19 protein-coding genes are annotated in these 19261 nt (G+C 35.6%); 9 read left to right on the top strand and 10 right to left on the bottom strand.

Translation table 11 applies throughout. The features are described 5' to 3' along the window. Positions 1-53 precede the first annotated feature (53 nt). Both ABWU72_RS02970 and ABWU72_RS02975 read left to right on the top strand, forming a co-directional pair. On the top strand, positions 54-869 hold the full coding sequence (locus ABWU72_RS02970; RefSeq protein ID WP_155969484.1) for a YihY/virulence factor BrkB family protein: 816 nt from the start codon (positions 54-56) through the stop codon (positions 867-869). Further along, positions 856-1611, top strand: a complete 756-nt coding sequence (locus tag ABWU72_RS02975) for an SDR family oxidoreductase (RefSeq protein ID WP_012673418.1) — start codon at positions 856-858, stop codon at positions 1609-1611. The genes ABWU72_RS02970 and ABWU72_RS02975 overlap by 14 nt, the downstream gene beginning before the upstream one ends. A 124-nt stretch (positions 1612-1735) precedes the next feature. Here the strand turns inward: ABWU72_RS02975 and ABWU72_RS02980 are convergent, their stop codons facing one another. After that, the gene (locus ABWU72_RS02980) at positions 1736-1909 is read right to left on the bottom strand and encodes a hypothetical protein (RefSeq protein WP_231115856.1); all 174 of its coding nucleotides are present in this window, start codon (positions 1907-1909) and stop codon (positions 1736-1738) included. Positions 1910-2047: 138 nt separating this feature from the next. Between ABWU72_RS02980 and carB the strand changes: the two genes are divergently transcribed. From carB to ABWU72_RS03000, 4 genes are all read left to right on the top strand, one after another. Further along, positions 2048-5503 (top strand): carbamoyl-phosphate synthase large subunit, encoded by a 3456-nt coding sequence (gene carB / locus ABWU72_RS02985; RefSeq protein WP_155969488.1) that lies wholly within the window; start codon positions 2048-2050, stop codon positions 5501-5503. A gap of 164 nt (positions 5504-5667) precedes the next feature. Beyond that, entirely contained in the window at positions 5668-5883 is a 216-nt protein-coding gene (locus ABWU72_RS02990; RefSeq protein ID WP_080717592.1) for a hypothetical protein, read from the top strand. Further along, positions 5880-6140 carry an IS110 family transposase gene (locus ABWU72_RS02995; RefSeq protein ID WP_010082049.1) on the top strand — a complete coding sequence of 87 codons (261 nt, stop codon included), beginning with the start codon at positions 5880-5882 and terminating at the stop codon, positions 6138-6140. Before ABWU72_RS02990 ends, ABWU72_RS02995 begins: the two co-directional genes overlap by 4 nt. Further along, positions 6091-6474: a hypothetical protein gene (locus ABWU72_RS03000; protein ID WP_227738615.1), complete on the top strand. Its 384-nt coding sequence runs from the start codon at positions 6091-6093 to the stop codon at positions 6472-6474. Before ABWU72_RS02995 ends, ABWU72_RS03000 begins: the two co-directional genes overlap by 50 nt. 174 nt (positions 6475-6648) lie before the next feature. On the opposite strand, the gene ABWU72_RS03005 is transcribed toward ABWU72_RS03000, so the two are convergent. The 9 genes from ABWU72_RS03005 to ABWU72_RS03045 all read right to left on the bottom strand — a co-directional run bounded on the left by ABWU72_RS03005 (position 6649) and on the right by ABWU72_RS03045 (position 12454). Then, entirely contained in the window at positions 6649-7629 is a 981-nt protein-coding gene (locus ABWU72_RS03005; RefSeq protein WP_010082050.1) for an SGNH/GDSL hydrolase family protein, read from the bottom strand. A 140-nt stretch (positions 7630-7769) separates the two neighbouring features. After that, positions 7770-9722, bottom strand: a complete 1953-nt coding sequence (rpoD, locus tag ABWU72_RS03010) for an RNA polymerase sigma factor RpoD (protein ID WP_012673419.1) — start codon at positions 9720-9722, stop codon at positions 7770-7772. A 138-nt stretch (positions 9723-9860) separates the two neighbouring features. Continuing rightward, complete coding sequence (locus ABWU72_RS03015; protein WP_155969490.1) at positions 9861-10172, bottom strand: cation:proton antiporter subunit C; 312 nt, start codon at positions 10170-10172, stop codon at positions 9861-9863. Beyond that, entirely contained in the window at positions 10169-10588 is a 420-nt protein-coding gene (locus tag ABWU72_RS03020) for a Na(+)/H(+) antiporter subunit B (RefSeq protein WP_006279705.1), read from the bottom strand. Before ABWU72_RS03020 ends, ABWU72_RS03015 begins: the two co-directional genes overlap by 4 nt. Next, on the bottom strand, positions 10581-11108 hold the full coding sequence (locus ABWU72_RS03025; RefSeq protein ID WP_015589497.1) for a DUF4040 domain-containing protein: 528 nt from the start codon (positions 11106-11108) through the stop codon (positions 10581-10583). Before ABWU72_RS03025 ends, ABWU72_RS03020 begins: the two co-directional genes overlap by 8 nt. Position 11109: 1 nt before the next feature. Continuing rightward, on the bottom strand, positions 11110-11397 hold the full coding sequence (mnhG, locus tag ABWU72_RS03030) for a monovalent cation/H(+) antiporter subunit G (protein ID WP_155969497.1): 288 nt from the start codon (positions 11395-11397) through the stop codon (positions 11110-11112). Between the two features lie 6 nt (positions 11398-11403). Continuing rightward, a complete protein-coding gene (locus ABWU72_RS03035) occupies positions 11404-11649 on the bottom strand; it encodes a monovalent cation/H+ antiporter complex subunit F (RefSeq protein WP_007548527.1) in 246 nt (81 codons plus the stop codon). 28 nt (positions 11650-11677) lie between these two features. Then, positions 11678-12097: a DNA-directed RNA polymerase subunit omega gene (rpoZ, locus tag ABWU72_RS03040; protein WP_213863649.1), complete on the bottom strand. Its 420-nt coding sequence runs from the start codon at positions 12095-12097 to the stop codon at positions 11678-11680. Between the two features lie 60 nt (positions 12098-12157). Then, positions 12158-12454: a helix-turn-helix domain-containing protein gene (locus ABWU72_RS03045; protein WP_012673420.1), complete on the bottom strand. Its 297-nt coding sequence runs from the start codon at positions 12452-12454 to the stop codon at positions 12158-12160. 436 nt (positions 12455-12890) lie between these two features. Here ABWU72_RS03045 and purE point away from each other — a divergent pair, with 436 nt between their 5' ends. From purE to ABWU72_RS03060, 3 genes are all read left to right on the top strand, one after another. Continuing rightward, positions 12891-13382, top strand: coding sequence for a 5-(carboxyamino)imidazole ribonucleotide mutase (gene purE / locus ABWU72_RS03050; protein WP_196770129.1), 492 nt, complete (start codon positions 12891-12893; stop codon positions 13380-13382). 7 nt (positions 13383-13389) lie between these two features. Further along, positions 13390-15207 carry a DNA mismatch repair endonuclease MutL gene (mutL, locus tag ABWU72_RS03055; RefSeq protein WP_353283858.1) on the top strand — a complete coding sequence of 606 codons (1818 nt, stop codon included), beginning with the start codon at positions 13390-13392 and terminating at the stop codon, positions 15205-15207. Between the two features lie 1203 nt (positions 15208-16410). Further along, positions 16411-19056, top strand: a complete 2646-nt coding sequence (locus ABWU72_RS03060; protein ID WP_353283859.1) for a 2-oxoglutarate dehydrogenase E1 component — start codon at positions 16411-16413, stop codon at positions 19054-19056. Positions 19057-19261: the final 205 nt, after the last annotated feature.

Below are 19261 nucleotides of genomic sequence, written 5' to 3' on the forward strand. Positions count from 1 at the left end.
AAAAGTATCCTTTATTTCATTTAGAATACTTTTCTTGGTTCGTTTATATTACAGTGCTACAGAAATTTTACAGCATCGTTTATTGTCTTTATCGTGCTTTGATTGACACAATTTATAATGATGGAGTGGAGCATGCAGGGTATTTATCATTTTTAATTCTGTTATCAATATTTCCTTTTCTCATCGTTTTAATGGCTGTGGCGTCAACATTCGCAAATTTTTTAGACCAGTACAACATTGGCTGGGTATTTATCATTGATAACATGCCACAGGATATTTTATCATCTTTGATGCCGCGTATTAGGGAGATAATATCAGGCCCGCCGCAAAGCTTACTAACTTTAGCAATTGTAGGTGCTGTTTGGACCGCTTCATCGACAATTGAAGGGCTTAGAACAATACTCAATAAGGCCTATAAAGTTCCGGTTTCGCCGCCTTATATATTAAGAAGAGTACTAAGTATATTACAATTTTTAGTAATCACGCTTATTATAACTCTAACTATAGTGTTTTCTACACTAGTACCAATGCTAATTGATTTTTCCTATCAGGGGCTAAGTTATACTAGGTATTTACTTATTGAATTTGTACTTTTCACAGTAGTCTCTTGGCTATATTTTATGTTACCAAACATAAAACAAAATTTATCAGACGTATTTCCTGGATCTTGTGTAGCTGTTATTCTTTGGACGATTTCTGCTTCAGCTTTTAAGCAATACTTAAAAGCTTCCTTTGACCAACTGGATTTGATATATGGAAGTTTAGGTGGTGTGGTAGTGTCATTACTATTTTTTTATATGCTAAGTTTGATTTTTATATATGGAGCAAAATTCAATTTTCAGCTAAAATATTTCAATGGATCTCGCTAAGGAGAAAGAAATGGGTAAGTTAGAAGGTAAAGTAGCTTTAATCACCGGAGCTTCAGGTGGAGTAGGCTCTGCTGTTGCAAAAAGGTTTATAAGAGAAGGTGCATGTGTGATTCTGATTTCAAGATCTCTTGATAATCTCAAGCCACTATATAATGAAATTGAAGAGCTTGAAGAATTTAAAGAAGGCTCTGTGAAACTAATTCAGCTTGATCTTTTAGACTTTGAGAATGTAAAGATACTGACAAACATGATAGAAAGCCTGAAATTATCAGAATCTGGAGCACTTGATATATTAGTTGCGTGTGCTGGAATTTTAGGCAAACTGAACCCCATTCATGACTGTGAGATTGAAGAGCTACAGAACGTAATGAATACAAATTTTACTGCCAATTGGTACTTACTAAAAAACTTAGATCCAATGCTAAAAAAGTCTAATGCTGGAAGAGCGATATTCATGACCTCAGAAGTGACACTTTCTCCTTCCTCTTATCCATATTGGATGCCGTATGCTGCAAGTAAAGTTGCACTAGAAATAATGGTGCAAATATATGCATCTGAGACAAAACATACAAAATTATGTGTAAATGCTGTATACACGGAAGGACCTGTGGGTAGTGAGCAGGCATTTCCTGGATCTGAATTGGTGTCGCCTGATAAACTAACAGATAAATTTGTGGAATTAGCTTCTGAAGACTGCAGCATATCAGGAAAAATCTTACCGCTCAGCAAATCTCCCGAATAAATTACCATAGTATCTGCAAAGATACCGTTAAGCCCACAACTGTATGAACATTGTGATTTGAGAGTAATCTCCACTAGGAAGGATGTCATCCCAGTGCCTCTATGGTGTCATTCCAGTCTGGAATCTAGTCTTTATTATGCAGCCACTTATTTAAAGTTAAGTTTTCTGGATCCCAGACTGGGATGACACCTCTGGGCACTGCCGTCATAAAGGAACCAGTGTCAGCTACTTGAAAGACATCATTTGCTGTGCAATTTACCTTCAAAAATGAATGTTTGTACAGCTGTGTGTCAAGCACTGGAATCTGCCACGCAAATTGCAATGTTCGTACAGTTATGCGTCAAGCCTAAAAGTAATTAGCTAATAGGTTTAATAAAAATTCACATATACAGGAAAGATTGGTAACATTACTTGAATAGAGACCGTTATTGTAATTATGCCGAAACGCACAGATATAGAATCTATATTAGTAATAGGAGCAGGCCCAATAGTTATAGGTCAGGCATGCGAGTTTGATTATTCCGGAACGCAAAGCTGTAAAGTATTAAAAAGCGAAGGTTATAAAGTCATTTTGGTTAACTCCAACCCCGCAACTATAATGACAGATCCTGAGTTTTCTGATGCGACGTATATTGAGCCGGTACTGCCTGAAATCATAGAGAAAATTATAATTAAGGAGAGGCCAGACGCAATATTGCCAACAATGGGCGGGCAAACAGCGCTCAATTGTGCAATAAAACTTGCAGATGATGGAGTGTTAGACAAATACAACGTAGAATTAATAGGGGTAAATAGAGAAGCAATAAAAAAAGCAGAGGATAGAGAGTTATTCCGCCAGTCCATGGATAGAATAGGACTGAAATACCCCAAAAGTATCATTATAAAAAATCAAGAACAAATAAAAAAGGCTTTGGATTACGTTGGATTACCAGCAATCATTCGTTCATCATTCACTCTTGGTGGCGCAGGTAGTGGTATAGCATATAATAAAGAGGAGTTTTTCAATATCGCAGAAAGTGCTCTCAAAATTTCGCCAATAAATGAAGTTCAGATAGATGAATCAATTATCGGCTGGAAAGAATATGAAATGGAAGTTATCCGCGATTGTAAAGATAACTGCATAATAGTCTGTTCGATAGAAAATGTTGATCCGATGGGAGTGCACACTGGGGATAGCATAACTGTTGCTCCTGCTTTGACTCTGCGTGATGCTGAATATCAACAAATGAGAAATGCATCTATAGCAGTGCTGAGGGAAATTGACGTTAGTGCCGGTGGTGCAAATGTTCAGTTTGCAGTGAACCCTAAAGAAGATGGAAGCCTCGTTGTAATTGAAATGAATCCAAGGGTTTCTCGCTCCTCTGCACTTGCTTCGAAAGCAACAGGCTATCCTATTGCAAAAGTTGTAACCAAACTTGCTATCGGCTATTCGCTCGATGAAATACGTAACGACTGCGCTCCAATAATACCAGCAGCATTCGAACCAGTGATTGATTATATCGTCACTAAAATTCCTCGATTTGAGTTTGAGAAATTTAAGGGGACGAATTGTGAATTATCAACCTCCATGAAATCAGTGGGAGAAGTGATGTCTATAGGCCGCACTTTTAATGAGTCACTACAGAAAGCTTTCCGTTCACTTGAAACTGATTTTACAGGACTTGATGAAGTATTTCCTGAGAACATTGATATTGATCACATAAAATCTCAATTAGCAAAATTGCTACCAAACAGATTACTGATTGCTGCTGACGCAATGCGCCACGGAATTAGCATAGAAGAAATAAATTCGATTACAGGATATGACTTATGGTTTCTGCAAAATATACAGCAAATCATCTTGGCTGAACAAAAAATCAAGGAAAATGGCCTTCCTGGAACTGCATATGAAATATTAGAACTAAAAAAGATGGGATTCTCGGATGCAAGGTTGGCAAAGTTAAGTAATAGATCTACCTCTGTCATCCCAGTACCCTCTAATGTCATCCCAGTGCGTGACACTGGGATCCAGCCAGCGTTATACGCTGGAGATCGAGTAAAACAAATTGAGGAAATAAGGAAAAAATTTGGCATTCATCCAGTTTATAAACGTGTAGACACCTGTGCGGCTGAATTTGAATCGAGCACTGCTTATATGTATGGCTGCTATGAGGGAGACATTACAAATAGGACAGAATGCGAAGCGGACATTTCTGACCGAGAAAAGGTTGTCATCTTAGGAAGTGGTCCAAACCGCATTGGTCAAGGTATTGAGTTTGATTATGCATGCGTACATGCAGCTTCTGCCGCCAAAGAAATGGGGTATGAAACAATAATGATCAACTGTAATCCAGAAACTGTCTCAACTGACTACGATACTGCTGATCGTTTATATTTCGCCCCACTGATTGCAGAGGATGTGCTTGAAATACTAAGTAAAGAGCAAGAAAATGGCACACTGGTTGGTGTGATAGTTCAAATAGGTGGTCAAACACCTTTAAAGTTAGCCAAAGTGCTTAACGAGAGAGGTTTCAAAATTCTGGGAACTTCGTTTGATTCTATTGACCTTGCAGAAGATCGCATGAGATTTAAAAATCTTGCTTTGCAACTTAATTTAAAACAACCTGAAAGTTCTATCTGCCATTCAGTAGAAGAAGCGTTAACCAACGCAGAAAAGGTGGGGTTTCCACTAGTAGTCAGGCCATCATATGTCCTCGGCGGTCAGTCTATGTCGATTAGACACGATACTCAGAGCTTTAAAGAGTACGTCTTGGATCAAACTAAAATCTTTGAGCATGGTTCGCTGCTTCTTGATAAATTTTTAGTCAATGCAGTTGAGGTTGACGTTGATGCTGTATGTGATGGGGAAAAAGTTTTCATTGCAGCGGTCATGGAGCATATTGAAGAAGCTGGTATCCACTCTGGTGATTCAACATGCTCAATACCGACAAATACATTGAGTGACGAAGTAATAAAAGAGATTAAGCTACAAACTGAAAGAATAGCATTAGCATTAAAAGTGAAAGGTCTGATAAACATTCAGTTTGCTGTTCAAGAGAATAGACCTCTTGCAGAACCTGTTTGTGATGAGAAATTTTTAGGAAAAGTGCAGATGAGCACCACAGAATACTCGAATGTATTTGAGGAGCGCAGACAAGCTTTGACGACAAAATTGCCTTCAGAAATCGAGTTATGCAAGAGGTCTAGTGATGTATACATACTTGAAGTAAATTTACGAGCTAGTAGAACCGTTCCTTTTATTTCCAAGGTAATCAATATTCCTATTGCAAAGCTTGCCACTCAAGTTATTTTGGGTAAAAAATTGAATCAGGAAAACAAGCCTTTCAATCATTTTGCAGTTAAAGCTGCTGTTTTTCCATTTACCCGCTTTGCAGGAGTTGATACTTTACTTGGTCCTGAAATGAAATCAACAGGAGAAGTGATGGGAATTGACTCATCATTTGAAGCTGCACTTGCAAAAACGCACATGGCTGCAGGATACAAGTTACCAACAGAAGGAACAGCTCTGGTTTCAGTAAAAGATGATGATAAAAAGTATATATTGCCAGTTGCACGAATGTTGAAAGAACTGAGTTTTGAAATATATGCCACCAAAGGCACAGCTTCGTATCTGAACAATAACGGCATTGCTGCACAAGCTGTAAATAAAGTAAGAGAAGGCAGACCCCACATAGTTGATATGCTCAAAGATGGAAAAATAAATCTAGTGATTAATACTTCAAAAGGTGTAAAGTCAGTCTCAGACAGCAAAGATATCAGGAGAACTGCTATTTTGCAAAATATAGCTTACAGCACCACAGCTTCCGGAAGTAAAGCGTTAGTGCTTGCAATTCAATATGTAAAGAATAGCAAACTGGAAGTGAAATCATTACAGCAGATACAAAACGTTTAAATATCAAAACTAGAATAATTCACTCTCAAAATGCTAAAGAGAACATAATAAAAAGATGGAAATTTTGAAGGAAATAGTATACCTAAAGAATCAACTAGCGTAATTGAACAGCCAAATGCTGCAACGAATGCTCCACAATCTCACCTAGAGGACACTTCCCTTATATGTTAAGAACAAGTCTTTATAAATATCAAAGTAGTGAGATTAAAGACACACAGAGAAGAGGAATCGTCACGCCCCTTGATTATAAGAATCGTTGTTCAGCAAGGTTCTCTTCTCTGGTTTATTATACTGAAAGTTCCGAACAACTGATTGAGCTTTTAGGCTCGTATATAAGGCTGGAAAATGCAGTATATGTTATTATTACGGAGGAATTATGAATTCATCAAACATTATTGCTGGCATTGATGTTAGCAAAAGTAAATTAGATCTCCACATTCACCCACTTGAGCATTATAAAATATTTGAAAACAATGTACAATCCATTGATGAAATGCTGGACTTTTTACGTTTGCATAATGTAACCAAAATTGGTCTTGAGGCAACTGGTGGATACGAAAAATTATGTGCCTATACTTTACTAAGCAATGGTTTTGAGGTGTACGTCATTCAACCAAGGTGGGAGAGACTATGCTAAAAGCCTTGGTATTACTACAAAAACTGATAAAATAGACTGCAGTATCATCTCACGTTATATTAATAATACAGATATGCGTGTTACTCCTTTAACAGTTAGTAATGGTAATATTGATTGCTTGAAACAAAAATTATCTCGTAGAAACCAACTTGTAGAAATAGCAAAAATACAAAAAACCCAAATCCAACAGGTAACTGATACATCTATAATCAAACAAATAGAGGAACTTCTTGCAATTTTACGTAATCAAATTAAAACTTTAGAAGATGAAATGATTACATTTATCGATCAAAACCAAGAGCTTAAAAGAAAATATATATCAATAACTATATAGTAGCGGGATGACGGTTTTTCAAATTATCGGTAAATCTAAGTCAGTTTAGCTATAGGCAGCAATTTTCTGTATTTATTTTAAATTGAAGAAAGCTCAAATGAAAGATCGTGTTTTGCTAAAAATCACAGAATGCAGTCTGGTTACTATTTAAAAGGATATGTTCAAAAAACTGTGTCAAATCAACTCATACACTTCATTACCAACTTCATGATGAAGTTCCGCAGTTGGATGGAAATAATCAAAAAAGAAATAATCCTTTAGTGTTTCTTTGCTACACCCAGGGTTATAGTGAACGTCAAGTTCCCCTTTAAATATCAACTTTAAGAGTATTTTTATATTTTCTTTAAATCTCCCAACTTGGTCTGCAATGTTCGATGTGCATGCATCTTGACAATTTAAACCTTTGCTCTTGTATTCGCTAAACATACTTCTCATTTTAGAGTTAAGATCAAATGCTTTTATTTCAAGATTTGTACTTTTCTTCATATAATCTAAGCCTTTAGCCAGTTTTGCATTGAAACTCTCCGTGAGCTTTGTAGCTAGTTCCCTTGCTTCTTCATCTCTATTAAAAGCTGGTATTGAGCCAACTTCAGGTGCATTTGCAACAACTACATGCTTAACACCATGTTCATTTAGAACCTTAAGTGCATTACATATTTCACTCACTGCTTGTTCCAATACTTCTTCCGCTTTAGTATCGTCATAAGCAGTGGCAACCATAACATCATTTCCGCCGATTATGATGCAAAATAAATCTTCTTTACCTATATCTGGATGATGTTTAATTACCGCATCTAGCTGGTTAGCTAAACGAAATTTATTGAAGAAATAAGAAAAAATAGGGTCAAAAATTTCAGATGCTGTTGCATATGAAACTGCGTAATTCTGACCTTGCTGTTCGTGGCATCTCCCAAAAAATGAATAACTCCACCCAGGTTTAAATTCATCTAAATCTAAATATTTTGCTATATATTCAACAGCAGTAGGGCCATTGCTAAAAGATCTTCCTTGATAAAAAGGATCATCAAATTTTACGCTTTTTGCAAAGGATAAATTATTTAAAATTCCAATGATTGCGCCATTATCGGATAAGCTATCACCCAGAACATAAAAATTTCTATACTTTGAATTAGAATTGTCATTTTTGTTTGTCATAATATTTACCGTAGATTAGCATGTTGTTTCATTAGATTCATAGAAAAAGAAAAATAGCGGTGAAATTATACAACTTTGGCCTAACTTGCTCTCCACTTTTTCCGGGCAAAATCAGCTTCTTCTTAACTTGACACGTATACTTAAAAGAACCCTCTAAGTTTTCTAGCACGGCTTGGATGTTTCAACTTGCGCAGTGCTTTTGCCTCTATTTGCCTAATTCTCTCACGTGTTACATTAAAAATTTTTCCTACTTCTTCTAAGGTATGTTCCTTCCCATCTTTACCAAGGCCAAAACGCATTCTTAAAATTCTTTCTTCCTTTGGTGTTAAAGTTGCAAGGACATTGGTTGTAATGCCACGCAAGTCAGCAAGTATTGCAGCATCCTCTGGCCTGGAGACTCGCTTGTCTTCTATACAATCACCAAAGGTACTACTATCATCTTTTCCTGTTGGAGCTTCAAGACTTACTGGATCCCTTGCTATTTTCATAACTTTGCGTATTCTTTCCAGTGGCATTGTCAGTTCTACACTCAATTCCTCTAACGTCGGCTCTCTTCCCATCTCATGAGTCATCTTTCTTAATGCTCTGTTGATTTTACTGATAATTTCCACCATATGAACTGGTATTCTAACTACTTTAGACTGCTCAGGTATTGCTCTAGTGATTGATTGTCTTACCCACCAAGTGCCATAAGTTGAAAATTTATATCCACGTTTGTAATCAAACTTATCCACGGCCTTCATAAGACCAATATTGCCTTCTTGTATCAAATCAAGCAGATCAAGGCCTCTTTTTGAATACTTCTTAGCAATGGAAACTACTAGCCTTAAGTTAGCCTTAATCATTTCTTGCTTTGCTTCAGAGACTTCTCGTTCGTGTTTTTGTATTCTCTTGATTAGCTCCTTAAATTCTTGTACGTTATCTTCCTGTATATGCTGCTTAATACCGTTCAAGGTACTAGCTATATGTTCAGAGTTATCGTCTATAAACCTTAAAAATTTGTTTTTTAATTCACCTGTAAAAGAGGACTGATTTTCATTGATCTTTAAAAGACTTATCTTTTTCAATTCGTGCTTTAAAAGCACGTCATCATAAACTTTATAGAAACTTTCTCTATCGATATCGTATTTTCTAGCCTCAGCAATAAGATTAGCCTCTTCAAGCGTAATGGATCTATTTATCTTATAAAGTTCTTGTGTAATTCTGGCAACAGCAGCATCACTTAACTTAATTTGTAATGCTATAGACCATATTTGATTATACAAATTTTCTAGCTCATTAGAGAAATTTTTAGAATTTTTTCTTAATATCAACGCTTCATTTGTTAAAGTAATTATCTCATCCAATGCAACTATGACCTTTGGCAATAAGTCACTTTCCATTTCAAGAATAGAAACATTTAAATTGACTGAACTTATATCTTCATTATTACCGTCTTTCTCATCATCACTTTTTTTACTATCTTTCTCATCATCACTACAGTACTCAGCATCTTCAGAAACATCCTCAGAATCCTCAACATCTTCAGCACTTTCTTCACTCTCTTCACTTTCTTCTTTGGGTACCACATTAAAATCAGAGTTATAAATTGCATCCAGATCTATAATTTCTCTCAGTAAGAGAGCTCCATTACTTAAATCATCACGCCATACTTTTATCACCTTTAATGTTACTGATGTTTCAATTATTGCGCGTAACATGTTATGCTTTTCAGATTCAATTTTTTTTGCTATCTCGATTTCATCTGCCCTTGATAAAAGCTTTACGGAGCTCATGTCTTGTAAATAAATCCTCACTGGATCATCATTTTGTACTAAAGTTGCAGTAACATTTGGCGATGTGTCATCATCATCAAGTTTACTATCATCACTGTTGGAAGGAATATCTTCTTCATCTTCGCTACTTTCAAGCACATTAATTCCGGAATCCTGCAATAAAGATATAGCATCATCTATAAAGTCAGACGAAAAATTTTCATCTGATAATTTATCATTTATATCATCAAAGGTGATAAAACCACCCTTTTTTATACTCTTAGTTACCAGATCTTTGATAATTTTTTTCTTATCTTCTGCATCATTAATAGTTGACATCATTACCTTTATAGTTTATAATTTTATTTCTTATTAACAAACAAACTTACAACGAGCAAGTCTATAATTTTACTTTTAACTTGTGGCTATTTGTTACTTCATATAGTTTAAGATACTGTTAATTTATGTACACTTGTCTTAATCAATTGTTCCATACTTTTCTTCCATTTTTACTGCTATGGATAATCCAACTGAAAATGTTGCAATTCCAACCACTATAGCAGTAAGCATTAAAACATGGGGTATAGGATTGCTATATGAATAAAAATTTAAAACCAATATAGGAGGCAAGGAACTTTTTATATATCCTAGAGATATGTAAAATAACAAAACAGATGCTTGGAAGACGCTTACCCCTATCATTTTCTTGATTAAATTTTTATCGTTTATAATAATATATAAACCTAGCACCATTAATACAATAATAATCGTATAATTATATAAAGTCATTGTTTTTTCCTACGAGCAAAATTTATATATATAATTAACATAGAGGAGCAGACAGTAAATGCTACACCTAATTCCACCAAAAAAATACCTAATTTTTGACCGGTTCTATTATTGGTTAACAAGATATCATAAGATAAAAAATTTTGGCCAAGTAAAGTTGTTGCAACGCCCGTTCCTCCATAAATTAAAATACCTAACACGTTAGTCAATCTAATCACAGAATAAGGTATTGCTTTTAGAGTTGTAGATACACCAAATAGCATTGAATATAATATTATCCCGGAGGCAATAATTATTCCTGCTTGAAAACCTCCACCCGGAGTGTAATCACCGTGAAATTGTATGTATAAACCAAATAAAATGATAAAAGGTATCATCAAAAATGTTACTGCATTTAATATCGGATCTTTAATCATTTTCTTTTTCTTCTTTTAATATCAACGTTATACAAAGCGCAGCAGTAAAAACTACTATAGTTTCTCCAAACGTGTCATAACCACGAAAGCTTGCCAAAATAGCTGTCACTATATTAGGAATACCGGTAGCTTTTTCGGTATTTTCCACATAATAAGGAGCAACATGCAAGTGGATCGGAGCATTGTGGCTGCCAAAATCTGGCAATTGAATCATAAAATATGACAAACATACAGCCAGAAATAACATAAAAAAAAGCGTTATAGGGTTATGAGATAGATTTACTTTATGATTCTTTATCAAGGAGAGTGCTGCAAACGTAAAAACTGTACTGAGCCCCGCACCAACAGAAGCTTCAGTAATTGCAACATCAGGTGCATTCATAATTAAGTATATAAGCGCAATCAGTGAACTAAATACACACATTAGAACAGCACTTACGACTAAATGTCGCGAGAAAACTATAAAAACCGTAACTGTTAGTAACAACAAAAGTAACACTACATTTAATATTTCTAACACCTTAGCCTTCTTTAACAGTTTTTTTCTTAACTTTATAATGAGTGCGCGCTAAAATATAGCTATTAGTTGAGTTAGCTACCCATATTATAAAAATTAATAATACTATTTTAACAGTATTGATTGAAAATCCATTCTGCAAAGCAAAACCAATTAACAATAACGTTGCACCGCTAGAATCTGTAATACCTGCTGCATTTAACCTAGTATAGAAATCAGGAAATCTGATCACCCCTATATTTGAAATAATTATCAAACAAATACCTAAAAATATGAAAATGGATCCTATCATAAATTATCAAAACAACATTAATCTCATTAGTGCTATAGTTGATATAAAGCTAACGCTAGCATACAACAATGCTATATCAATTAAAAAAAAATTATTCAGAATGATTGATATTGCTGTTATAAGTACAACTACTTGCGTTGAGAAATTATTGAACGCTAAAACCTTATTGTACACATCATTTGACTTAGACACTATGCAACACAACATTACACTCATACAGAACAACAGTGTATAGATAGCAATGCAAATCATTTAAAGACTATGTGACTTCAGTAGATTTCTAAACGGATACTTCTTCATCGCCATCTTGATCATTTATTTCATCATCTATTTCACCATCCACTTCACCATCCACTTCATAATCTTGGCTTTCTTGACTTGCATCAAGATCTGTGTTATCAGAAAAATTTAATAAATTCGCTAGCTTACTTGTATTACTGCTGTAAACATTATTCATATTTCCTTTCATGTATTCCTTGCATCTACCTACCAAAAGGCTAAACAGCTCATGAGTATCCACCTGTTTTCCTGCTATTTCATGTAAGGAAACTATGGTATTTTTATGACCTTTAAACTTAGCTGCTTGAATTGGATTACTTGCCCCTGTATTTAAATCATGTGTTCTTTGACTTGCCAACAGAACCAATTTGAAACGGTTACTTACCCGTTCTATACACTTTTCTACAATAGACTCAGCCATAAGATACTACCTTAATAAGTTTTATACTATATCACAAAAAACAAGTTGTCAACTTTGTATCTATTGCGATTCAACTTCATGTTTTACTTTTTCTGCCTCAGATTTTATTTCTTGGCTTTCTGTCATCGTGATTGTTATCTCATGATCAAGTTTTTTTAGAAATCCTAACAATCGCTCTAAAGAAAAACCATCTATTTTACCATTTTTAATTTGCGATACCTTTGGCTGATCAATACCAAGTTTCTCAGCTGCAAAAGCCTGAGTCCAAGCATTTTTTTCTACAATTTTATTTATTATATAAAGCAACTTTGTTTTTATTCCTGCACTGTCTAAGTTATTTAACGATATTATTTCCATAATTCTTACACTCACATATCAATTAACTTTATTAAATATTATAACATAATATTTAATATACCAAGATATTAATATCATGTAACTTGTCAATAATTATATGATATCAATATTTAAAACTTTAAGTTGATTATATATTAATATTTTTATCAAATTTCTAGTAATTTTAAATTACCATTTTACCATCAGTCTATCTGAAAAAACCATTTATAGAAAGAACAAGCTAAGATTACAAAGCTTGAAATACAAAAATAATTATTTTATAAATTTATCTTACATAAGAAGTTTATATCTCTATATCTTAATATAAATATTTATTTAAATTTTTAAAATTTCTATTTTAACGAGAATTCTATATATTATATTTATAATATAATTTAAATATTTGTTGCTTTTTAGCTGGAACATTATTTAGTTAGTAAGTAAAATTGTGTTGAATATGACAAAAATAAAAAAAGATGTTGCTGTTATTATGGGAAGTGAGTCAGATTACACCACTATGGTCCATACCGTTGATATGTTAAAAGCATTAGAAGCTTCACATGACATATTCATAATATCTGCACATAGAACGCCAGAAAGGCTCTTCAATTTTGCTAAATCTGCACAAGAAGAAGGTTTTAAGGTTATTATAGCTGGTGCAGGAGGTGCAGCTCATTTACCTGGTATGGTTGCGTCACTAACTTGTTTACCAGTTATCGGTGTTCCTGTGCATAGTAAACAATTAAATGGGCTGGACAGCCTACTCTCTATAGTTCAAATGCCAAAGGGTGTTCCAGTTGCAACCATGTCTATAGGAGAAAATGGAGCATATAATGCTGCCATTACTGCCGTATCTATATTGTCAATTTCCAACAGTGAAATTGCAGGTAGGTTAAAAAAGTGGAGAGAGAAACAGACCAAAGAAGTAAAAGAGAAACCAGTTTCATAATAAATCTATGGCAATAATTCTTTTAGACACAAAAACCATAAACCGTATAGCAGCGGGGGAGGTGATAGAAAGGCCAGCAAGTGTAGTAAAGGAATTAGTGGAAAATGCAATAGATGCTGGAAGTTTAGAAATAGAGATTAAAATAGAAAGTGGTGGGCGTAACCTTATTATTGTGACAGATGATGGTAACGGAGTAGAAAAAAACGATTTAGAACTTGCGTTTATGCGCCATGCTACTTCAAAATTGAGCGACAATGAGTTGATAGAAATCAAGCATCTTGGCTTTAGAGGAGAAGCTCTGCCTTCAATAGCAGCAGTAAGTAGGATAAAATTATCGTCTAAGGCAAGAGAAGCAAATGAAGCATGGTCTATAAGTTATGAGGGTGGAGAGAAAATAGGGGAGCAAACTCCTTACTCTTTATCACAAGGGACACATATTGAAGTACGAGATTTATTTTTTGCCACTCCAAATAGACTAAAATTTCTAAAAACTGAAAGAGCAGAAACTCAAAGCATTGTTGATATTGTAAACAACCTAGCAATGATTAACTATCATATAGGGTTTACTCTCACTTCAGGTAATAAAAAGCTCTTAAAATACGCTAAGCAGACTTCGTTATTTCATAGATTGTGTGAAGTAGAAGAAGAATTTCAGGGCAGTTCTCTGGAGATTAATGAAGAAGAAGACGGCATTAAACTTACGGGACACATCTGTAAACCGACCGTCAATCGTGGTAAGTCCACTCAGATCTATACGTTTGTTAATGGAAGGCCAATCAAAGATAATCTACTTATTGGCGCAGTTAGGTATGCATATCATGATTTTATTCCAAGCGATAGGTATCCTTTCGCAGCGTTACATTTAGAGATACCTTATGATCAAGTAGATGTAAATGTGCATCCAAATAAGTCAGAAGTAAGGTTTCAGAATAAGAAGCTCATATATGAGATAATGACAAGAGGATTAATTAAAGCATTGTCAAGAAGGATAGGCACCTTTCCAGCGCATGACCAGAAAATGGATTCAACATTGCCAGATCCTTTTGATAAACCTAATGTTCAAAATGAAAGAAGGCCAAGTCCTTTTGAAAATCAACTAATAAAAGAATTTGCTTCTCCAAATGAAAGAGTAAAAAGCTTATCAGAACAGTCAAAATCGTTTGATTATACCGGCATACAGAAATTACCATCACAAGCGGAGACTATGGTTCTAGAAAAAAAGGTGTTAGAGCAAGTTGATTTGATAGAGAGCCACCCGCTCGGGTTTGCACGCTGTCAGGTCTATAATACTTACATTATTGCCGAGGTAAGAGACAAATTGATTATAGTCGACCAGCATGCAGCCCACGAAAGGCTAGTATATGAATGCTTAAAACAAAAATCAAATGTAAAAAGACAAAAACTACTTCTTCCTGAAACGGTTGAAATCAAAAATCAAGCTGGAATGGAGATGATTGAAATCTATAAAGATAAGTTATTTGAAATGGGTTTTGATATTGAAATCAAATCAGAGAATAAAGTGATAGTAAAAGAAATCCCTGCAATTTTGGGAGCAATAGATGTGAAAGAGATGCTAATTAACATAATTGATAGATTAACGGAAATAGAAGATACATTGCCAGTAGAAGATAAAGTGAACAAAATATTGGCCACTATCGCTTGTCATGGATCAATTAGAGCGGGTAGAAAAATGAGGTTAGATGAAATGAATGAGCTGCTGAGACAAATGGAAAAAACCCCATATTCCGGGCAATGCAACCACGGAAGACCAACTTATATAGAAATGAAACTCAGTGATATTGAAAAACTTTTTGAGCGTAGGTAATGAGGTTGCCATAAATATGTAAGTGCTCCTTTCTCGTCATCCAAGTAGCTCATAGAAACGAAAAAACTTCCTTGACAAACTCCGTCAGCCCCCTTATCATGAAAGTGAAGCTATTTATTTATCTTCTCTGTACAGATTAAATGACAAAAAAACTCACGAATCTGGCGTCTCATGTTTAATTTTTTGCACTATGTGCACCTTATGTCTTTATAAAATTCTAGGTTTTTACCTAATATAAGCTAAAATGCGCTTATAAAGCATTTAAAACATAAAAAAACGCCAACTTAAAAAATGGATAGTGAATAATTAGCTACCCTAGGGTTTCTTTTGTCTTTTTTTCTGTTTAGTAAATTTCTTAAACATTTATGACTAAAGGTTAGTTGCATTAAAAAGCAGCTAAATCGCGGTTATTAAGCGTTTAGAATAAAAAAACGCCATACTTGAAAGTATAATGTAAGTAATTAGCCAACCACGGGGCTTCTTTTGCCTTTTTTTTCGCTTAGTAAATTTCTTAATGTTTATAGCTAAACGACAACCGTCATCCCGCTACGTGTTAGCGGGATCTCTTGTTAGCGCCGCGGCGGTATGACGGTTCGTGGCAGCGTGACGATAAGCTCGTCATCCCGCTGCTTGTTAGCGGGATCTAGAGATACCGCGGCGGTATGACGTAGGACTGCTGTCATTCTGCTACTTGTTAGCGGCTGAGATACCGCGAATGAATCGCGGTATGACAGTTCGTGGCGGCGTGACGATAAGCTCGTCATCCCGCTGCTTGTTAGCGGGATCTCTTGTTAGCGGCTGAGATACCGCGAATGAATCGCGGTATGACGGTTCGTGGCGGCGTGACGATAAGGTTTATACCTTGTCATCCCAGTGCGTGACACTGGGATCTAGCCTTTATTATGCAGCCACTTGGTTGAAATTAAGTCTTCTGGATCCCAGTGTCAGCTACTCGGATGACACCATTCTTTTTTCTGGATCCAAGTAGTCTGGGCACTGGGATGACACCATAGGGGCGCTGCCATTATAGAGTGAACCAGTGTCACGCACTGGGATGACACCCTGACAATCGTCATCCCGCTACGTGTTAGCGGGATCTATGTTAAGAGATACCGCGGCGGTATGACGTATAGAAACTAAAAAAGTTCTTTTTTAAAAAACTTAAGTTATACTTATAAGTATTTGATACTTTTTATAGTGATTATGTCGAGTTTAAGCTGCCTTTATGGTGATAATGCAGAATTTGTGGAAGAAATGTATAGCCGTTATCTGCAGGGCGATAAATCAATCGGGGAAGATTGGAACAGAATTTTTTCAAGTAATTTAGAAGTTAAGAAAACGGAGACCTGCAGTCCGCAGCATGTAACCAAGACGGATGATTCGGCTTCTGATTTGGCAAATTTCTTTAGGTCCTACGGTCATTTTTTTGCAGACCTTAACCCGCTATCACCAAATGAAAATCAAGAAATAGATTATCAAAAATATTCAAATTTATCCCCAGCACGTGACGCTGAAATCTATAGAGATATTTACTGCAAGAATATCGGCTTTGAATTTATGCATATCTCCTCTTATGAAGAGAGAATGTGGCTGCAAGAAAAAATTGAAAATCAAACCTATACGCTGAGTTCACAAGATAAAAAGGAAATACTGAGGCACTTAATTGAATCTGAAATGTTCGAACAATTTCTCCATATGAAATTTCCTGGATATAAACGCTTCTCTATTGAGGGTGGAGAATCAGCTATTGTTGCAATTGAAAAAATTATTAGTGATTCCGCTGGTTATGGTATTGAAGAAGTAGTTCTTGGTATGGCTCATCGCGGACGACTCAATGTTCTAACCAAAGTTATGGGCAAAGAATATGCAGCAATGCTGTCTGAATTTCAAGGCAACCTTGCATACCCAAGTGGTCTTGAGGTGTCTGGTGATGTTAAATATCACCTTGGTTATTCTTCTGATCGAGCACTTGCCAGTGGCAAAAAAATACATTTAAGTTTATGCCCTAATCCATCTCACCTTGAAGCGGTAAATCCGGTTTTGGCTGGAAGAATAAGAGCAAAACAGAATATAAGATCTGTGCTTGGCATATCAATTCATGGTGATGCGGCTTTCATCGGCCAAGGAGTGGTTGCTGAAACTCTAACCTTAAGCAATATTGAAGGTTATAAGGTGGATGGCATTGTGCACATTGTCATTAATAACCAAGTTGGTTTTACTGCTAACCCATGCTGCGCACGATCTTCTTTTTATTGCACTGACATAGCAAAATCAATAGAAGCTCCAGTGTTTCACGTTAATGGAGATAACCCTGAAGTTGTGAGTTTTGTTGCGAATTTGGCGATGGAATATAGGCAGAAATTTAAAAAGGACGTAGTGATTGACATAATATGCTACCGCAAATACGGCCATAATGAAGGCGATGAACCGAATTTCACTCAGCCACTTATGTATAAGGCGATATCAAAGCATAAAACTCTAGGAACACTGTATGAAGAGAAGGTGATCGCAGAGAAAGTATCAAGTGGTGATGAGGTAAATAAATTGCGCAGTGAGTTCAGGGCAAAATTAGATAAAAGTCTTGCTGAATCAGTGACTTACACTCCAAAAAAAGCTGACTGGTTTTGTGGAGTGTGGTCAAAATTAAGAAGGGCAAAGTTGAACGATTTGAGCGAATACTATACAGATTCTGGTGTTCCGCCAGATGAGTTGAAAAAATTAGGTGTGCATATAAATAGCAATATCCCAAGTAGCTTTAACATTAACAATAAGGTTAGAAAAATACTTGATGGCAGAATAGACAGTATAAATTCCGGTAGTAATATAGACTGGGCAACTGCCGAAAGTTTTGCGTTTGCATCACTGCTCACAGAAGGAATAGGAGTGCGTTTATCAGGACAAGACTCTGGTCGTGGAACTTTTTCGCACCGTCATTCAAGGCTTGTTGATCAGGTAACGGAAGAAGCGTTTATTCCGCTAAACAATATAAATGAAAAGCAAGCTTACTTTGAGGTCATAGATAGCGCTTTATCAGAGTATGCTGTAATGGGCTTTGAATATGGATATAGCCTTGATTCCCCGTATTCACTGGTGCTCTGGGAAGGACAATTTGGTGATTTTGCAAACGGTGCGCAAATTATGATTGACCAGTTTATCGCATCTGCAGAAACAAAGTGGTTGCGATCAAGCGGTCTAGTTTTGTTGCTGCCTCATGGTTATGAAGGACAGGGACCTGAGCATAGCTCCGCGCGTATAGAGAGATTTTTGCAACTCTGCGCAGAAGATAATATGCAGGTAGTTAATTGTTCCACTCCGGCGAATTACTTCCATGTCTTACGCAGACAAATGCATAGAGACTTTCGTAAGCCTCTGGTAGTGTTTACACCTAAATCGCTACTGCGCCACAAAAGAGCAGTATCTAACCTATCTGATTTTGAAGGAAAATTCCTCACAGTAATTCCAGAATGTAGAACAGGTTTAGTTTCGAATGATAAAATATGTAAAGTTGTAATATGCAGTGGTAAAGTTTATTACGACATATGTGAAGCACAAAAAATAAACGATATAGCAGTAATACGTTTGGAGCAATTCTATCCGTTTCCTGCAGATAAACTAAGTAATGAACTTGAAAAGTACAAAAACGCTGAAATTATATGGTGTCAAGAAGAACCAAAAAATATGGGAGGATGGTTTTTTGTCAACCCATTGATAGAAGAAGTGTTGTCCAATCTCGATATCCAAGCAAAAAGACCTAAGTGCATTGCAAGACTTGCTGCTGCATCTCCTGCATGTGGTTATGCTAGTGTACATGCTCAGCAACAAGAGGAGATTTTAAGACAGATCGCTTAGTATTTACAGTTATTGAAGCAGAAGTGGTGCTATAAAAGTAGCTGACACTTGAATCCGGTTGCATCACGCGCTGCGGCCAGGCGCAATAGAAAACGCATTACACCAATAAAGCCCTTTTGGTACTCAAGCAAATATAAAAGATTTTTATTCTATTAAAAAAAATTTAATTTTTATTAAAATTTTCATTTATTTTTATTTAAAAAGT

Source organism: Wolbachia endosymbiont (group A) of Lypha dubia (assembly GCF_964028575.1).
In the GTDB taxonomy this organism is placed as follows: Bacteria; Pseudomonadota; Alphaproteobacteria; order Rickettsiales; family Anaplasmataceae; genus Wolbachia; species Wolbachia pipientis.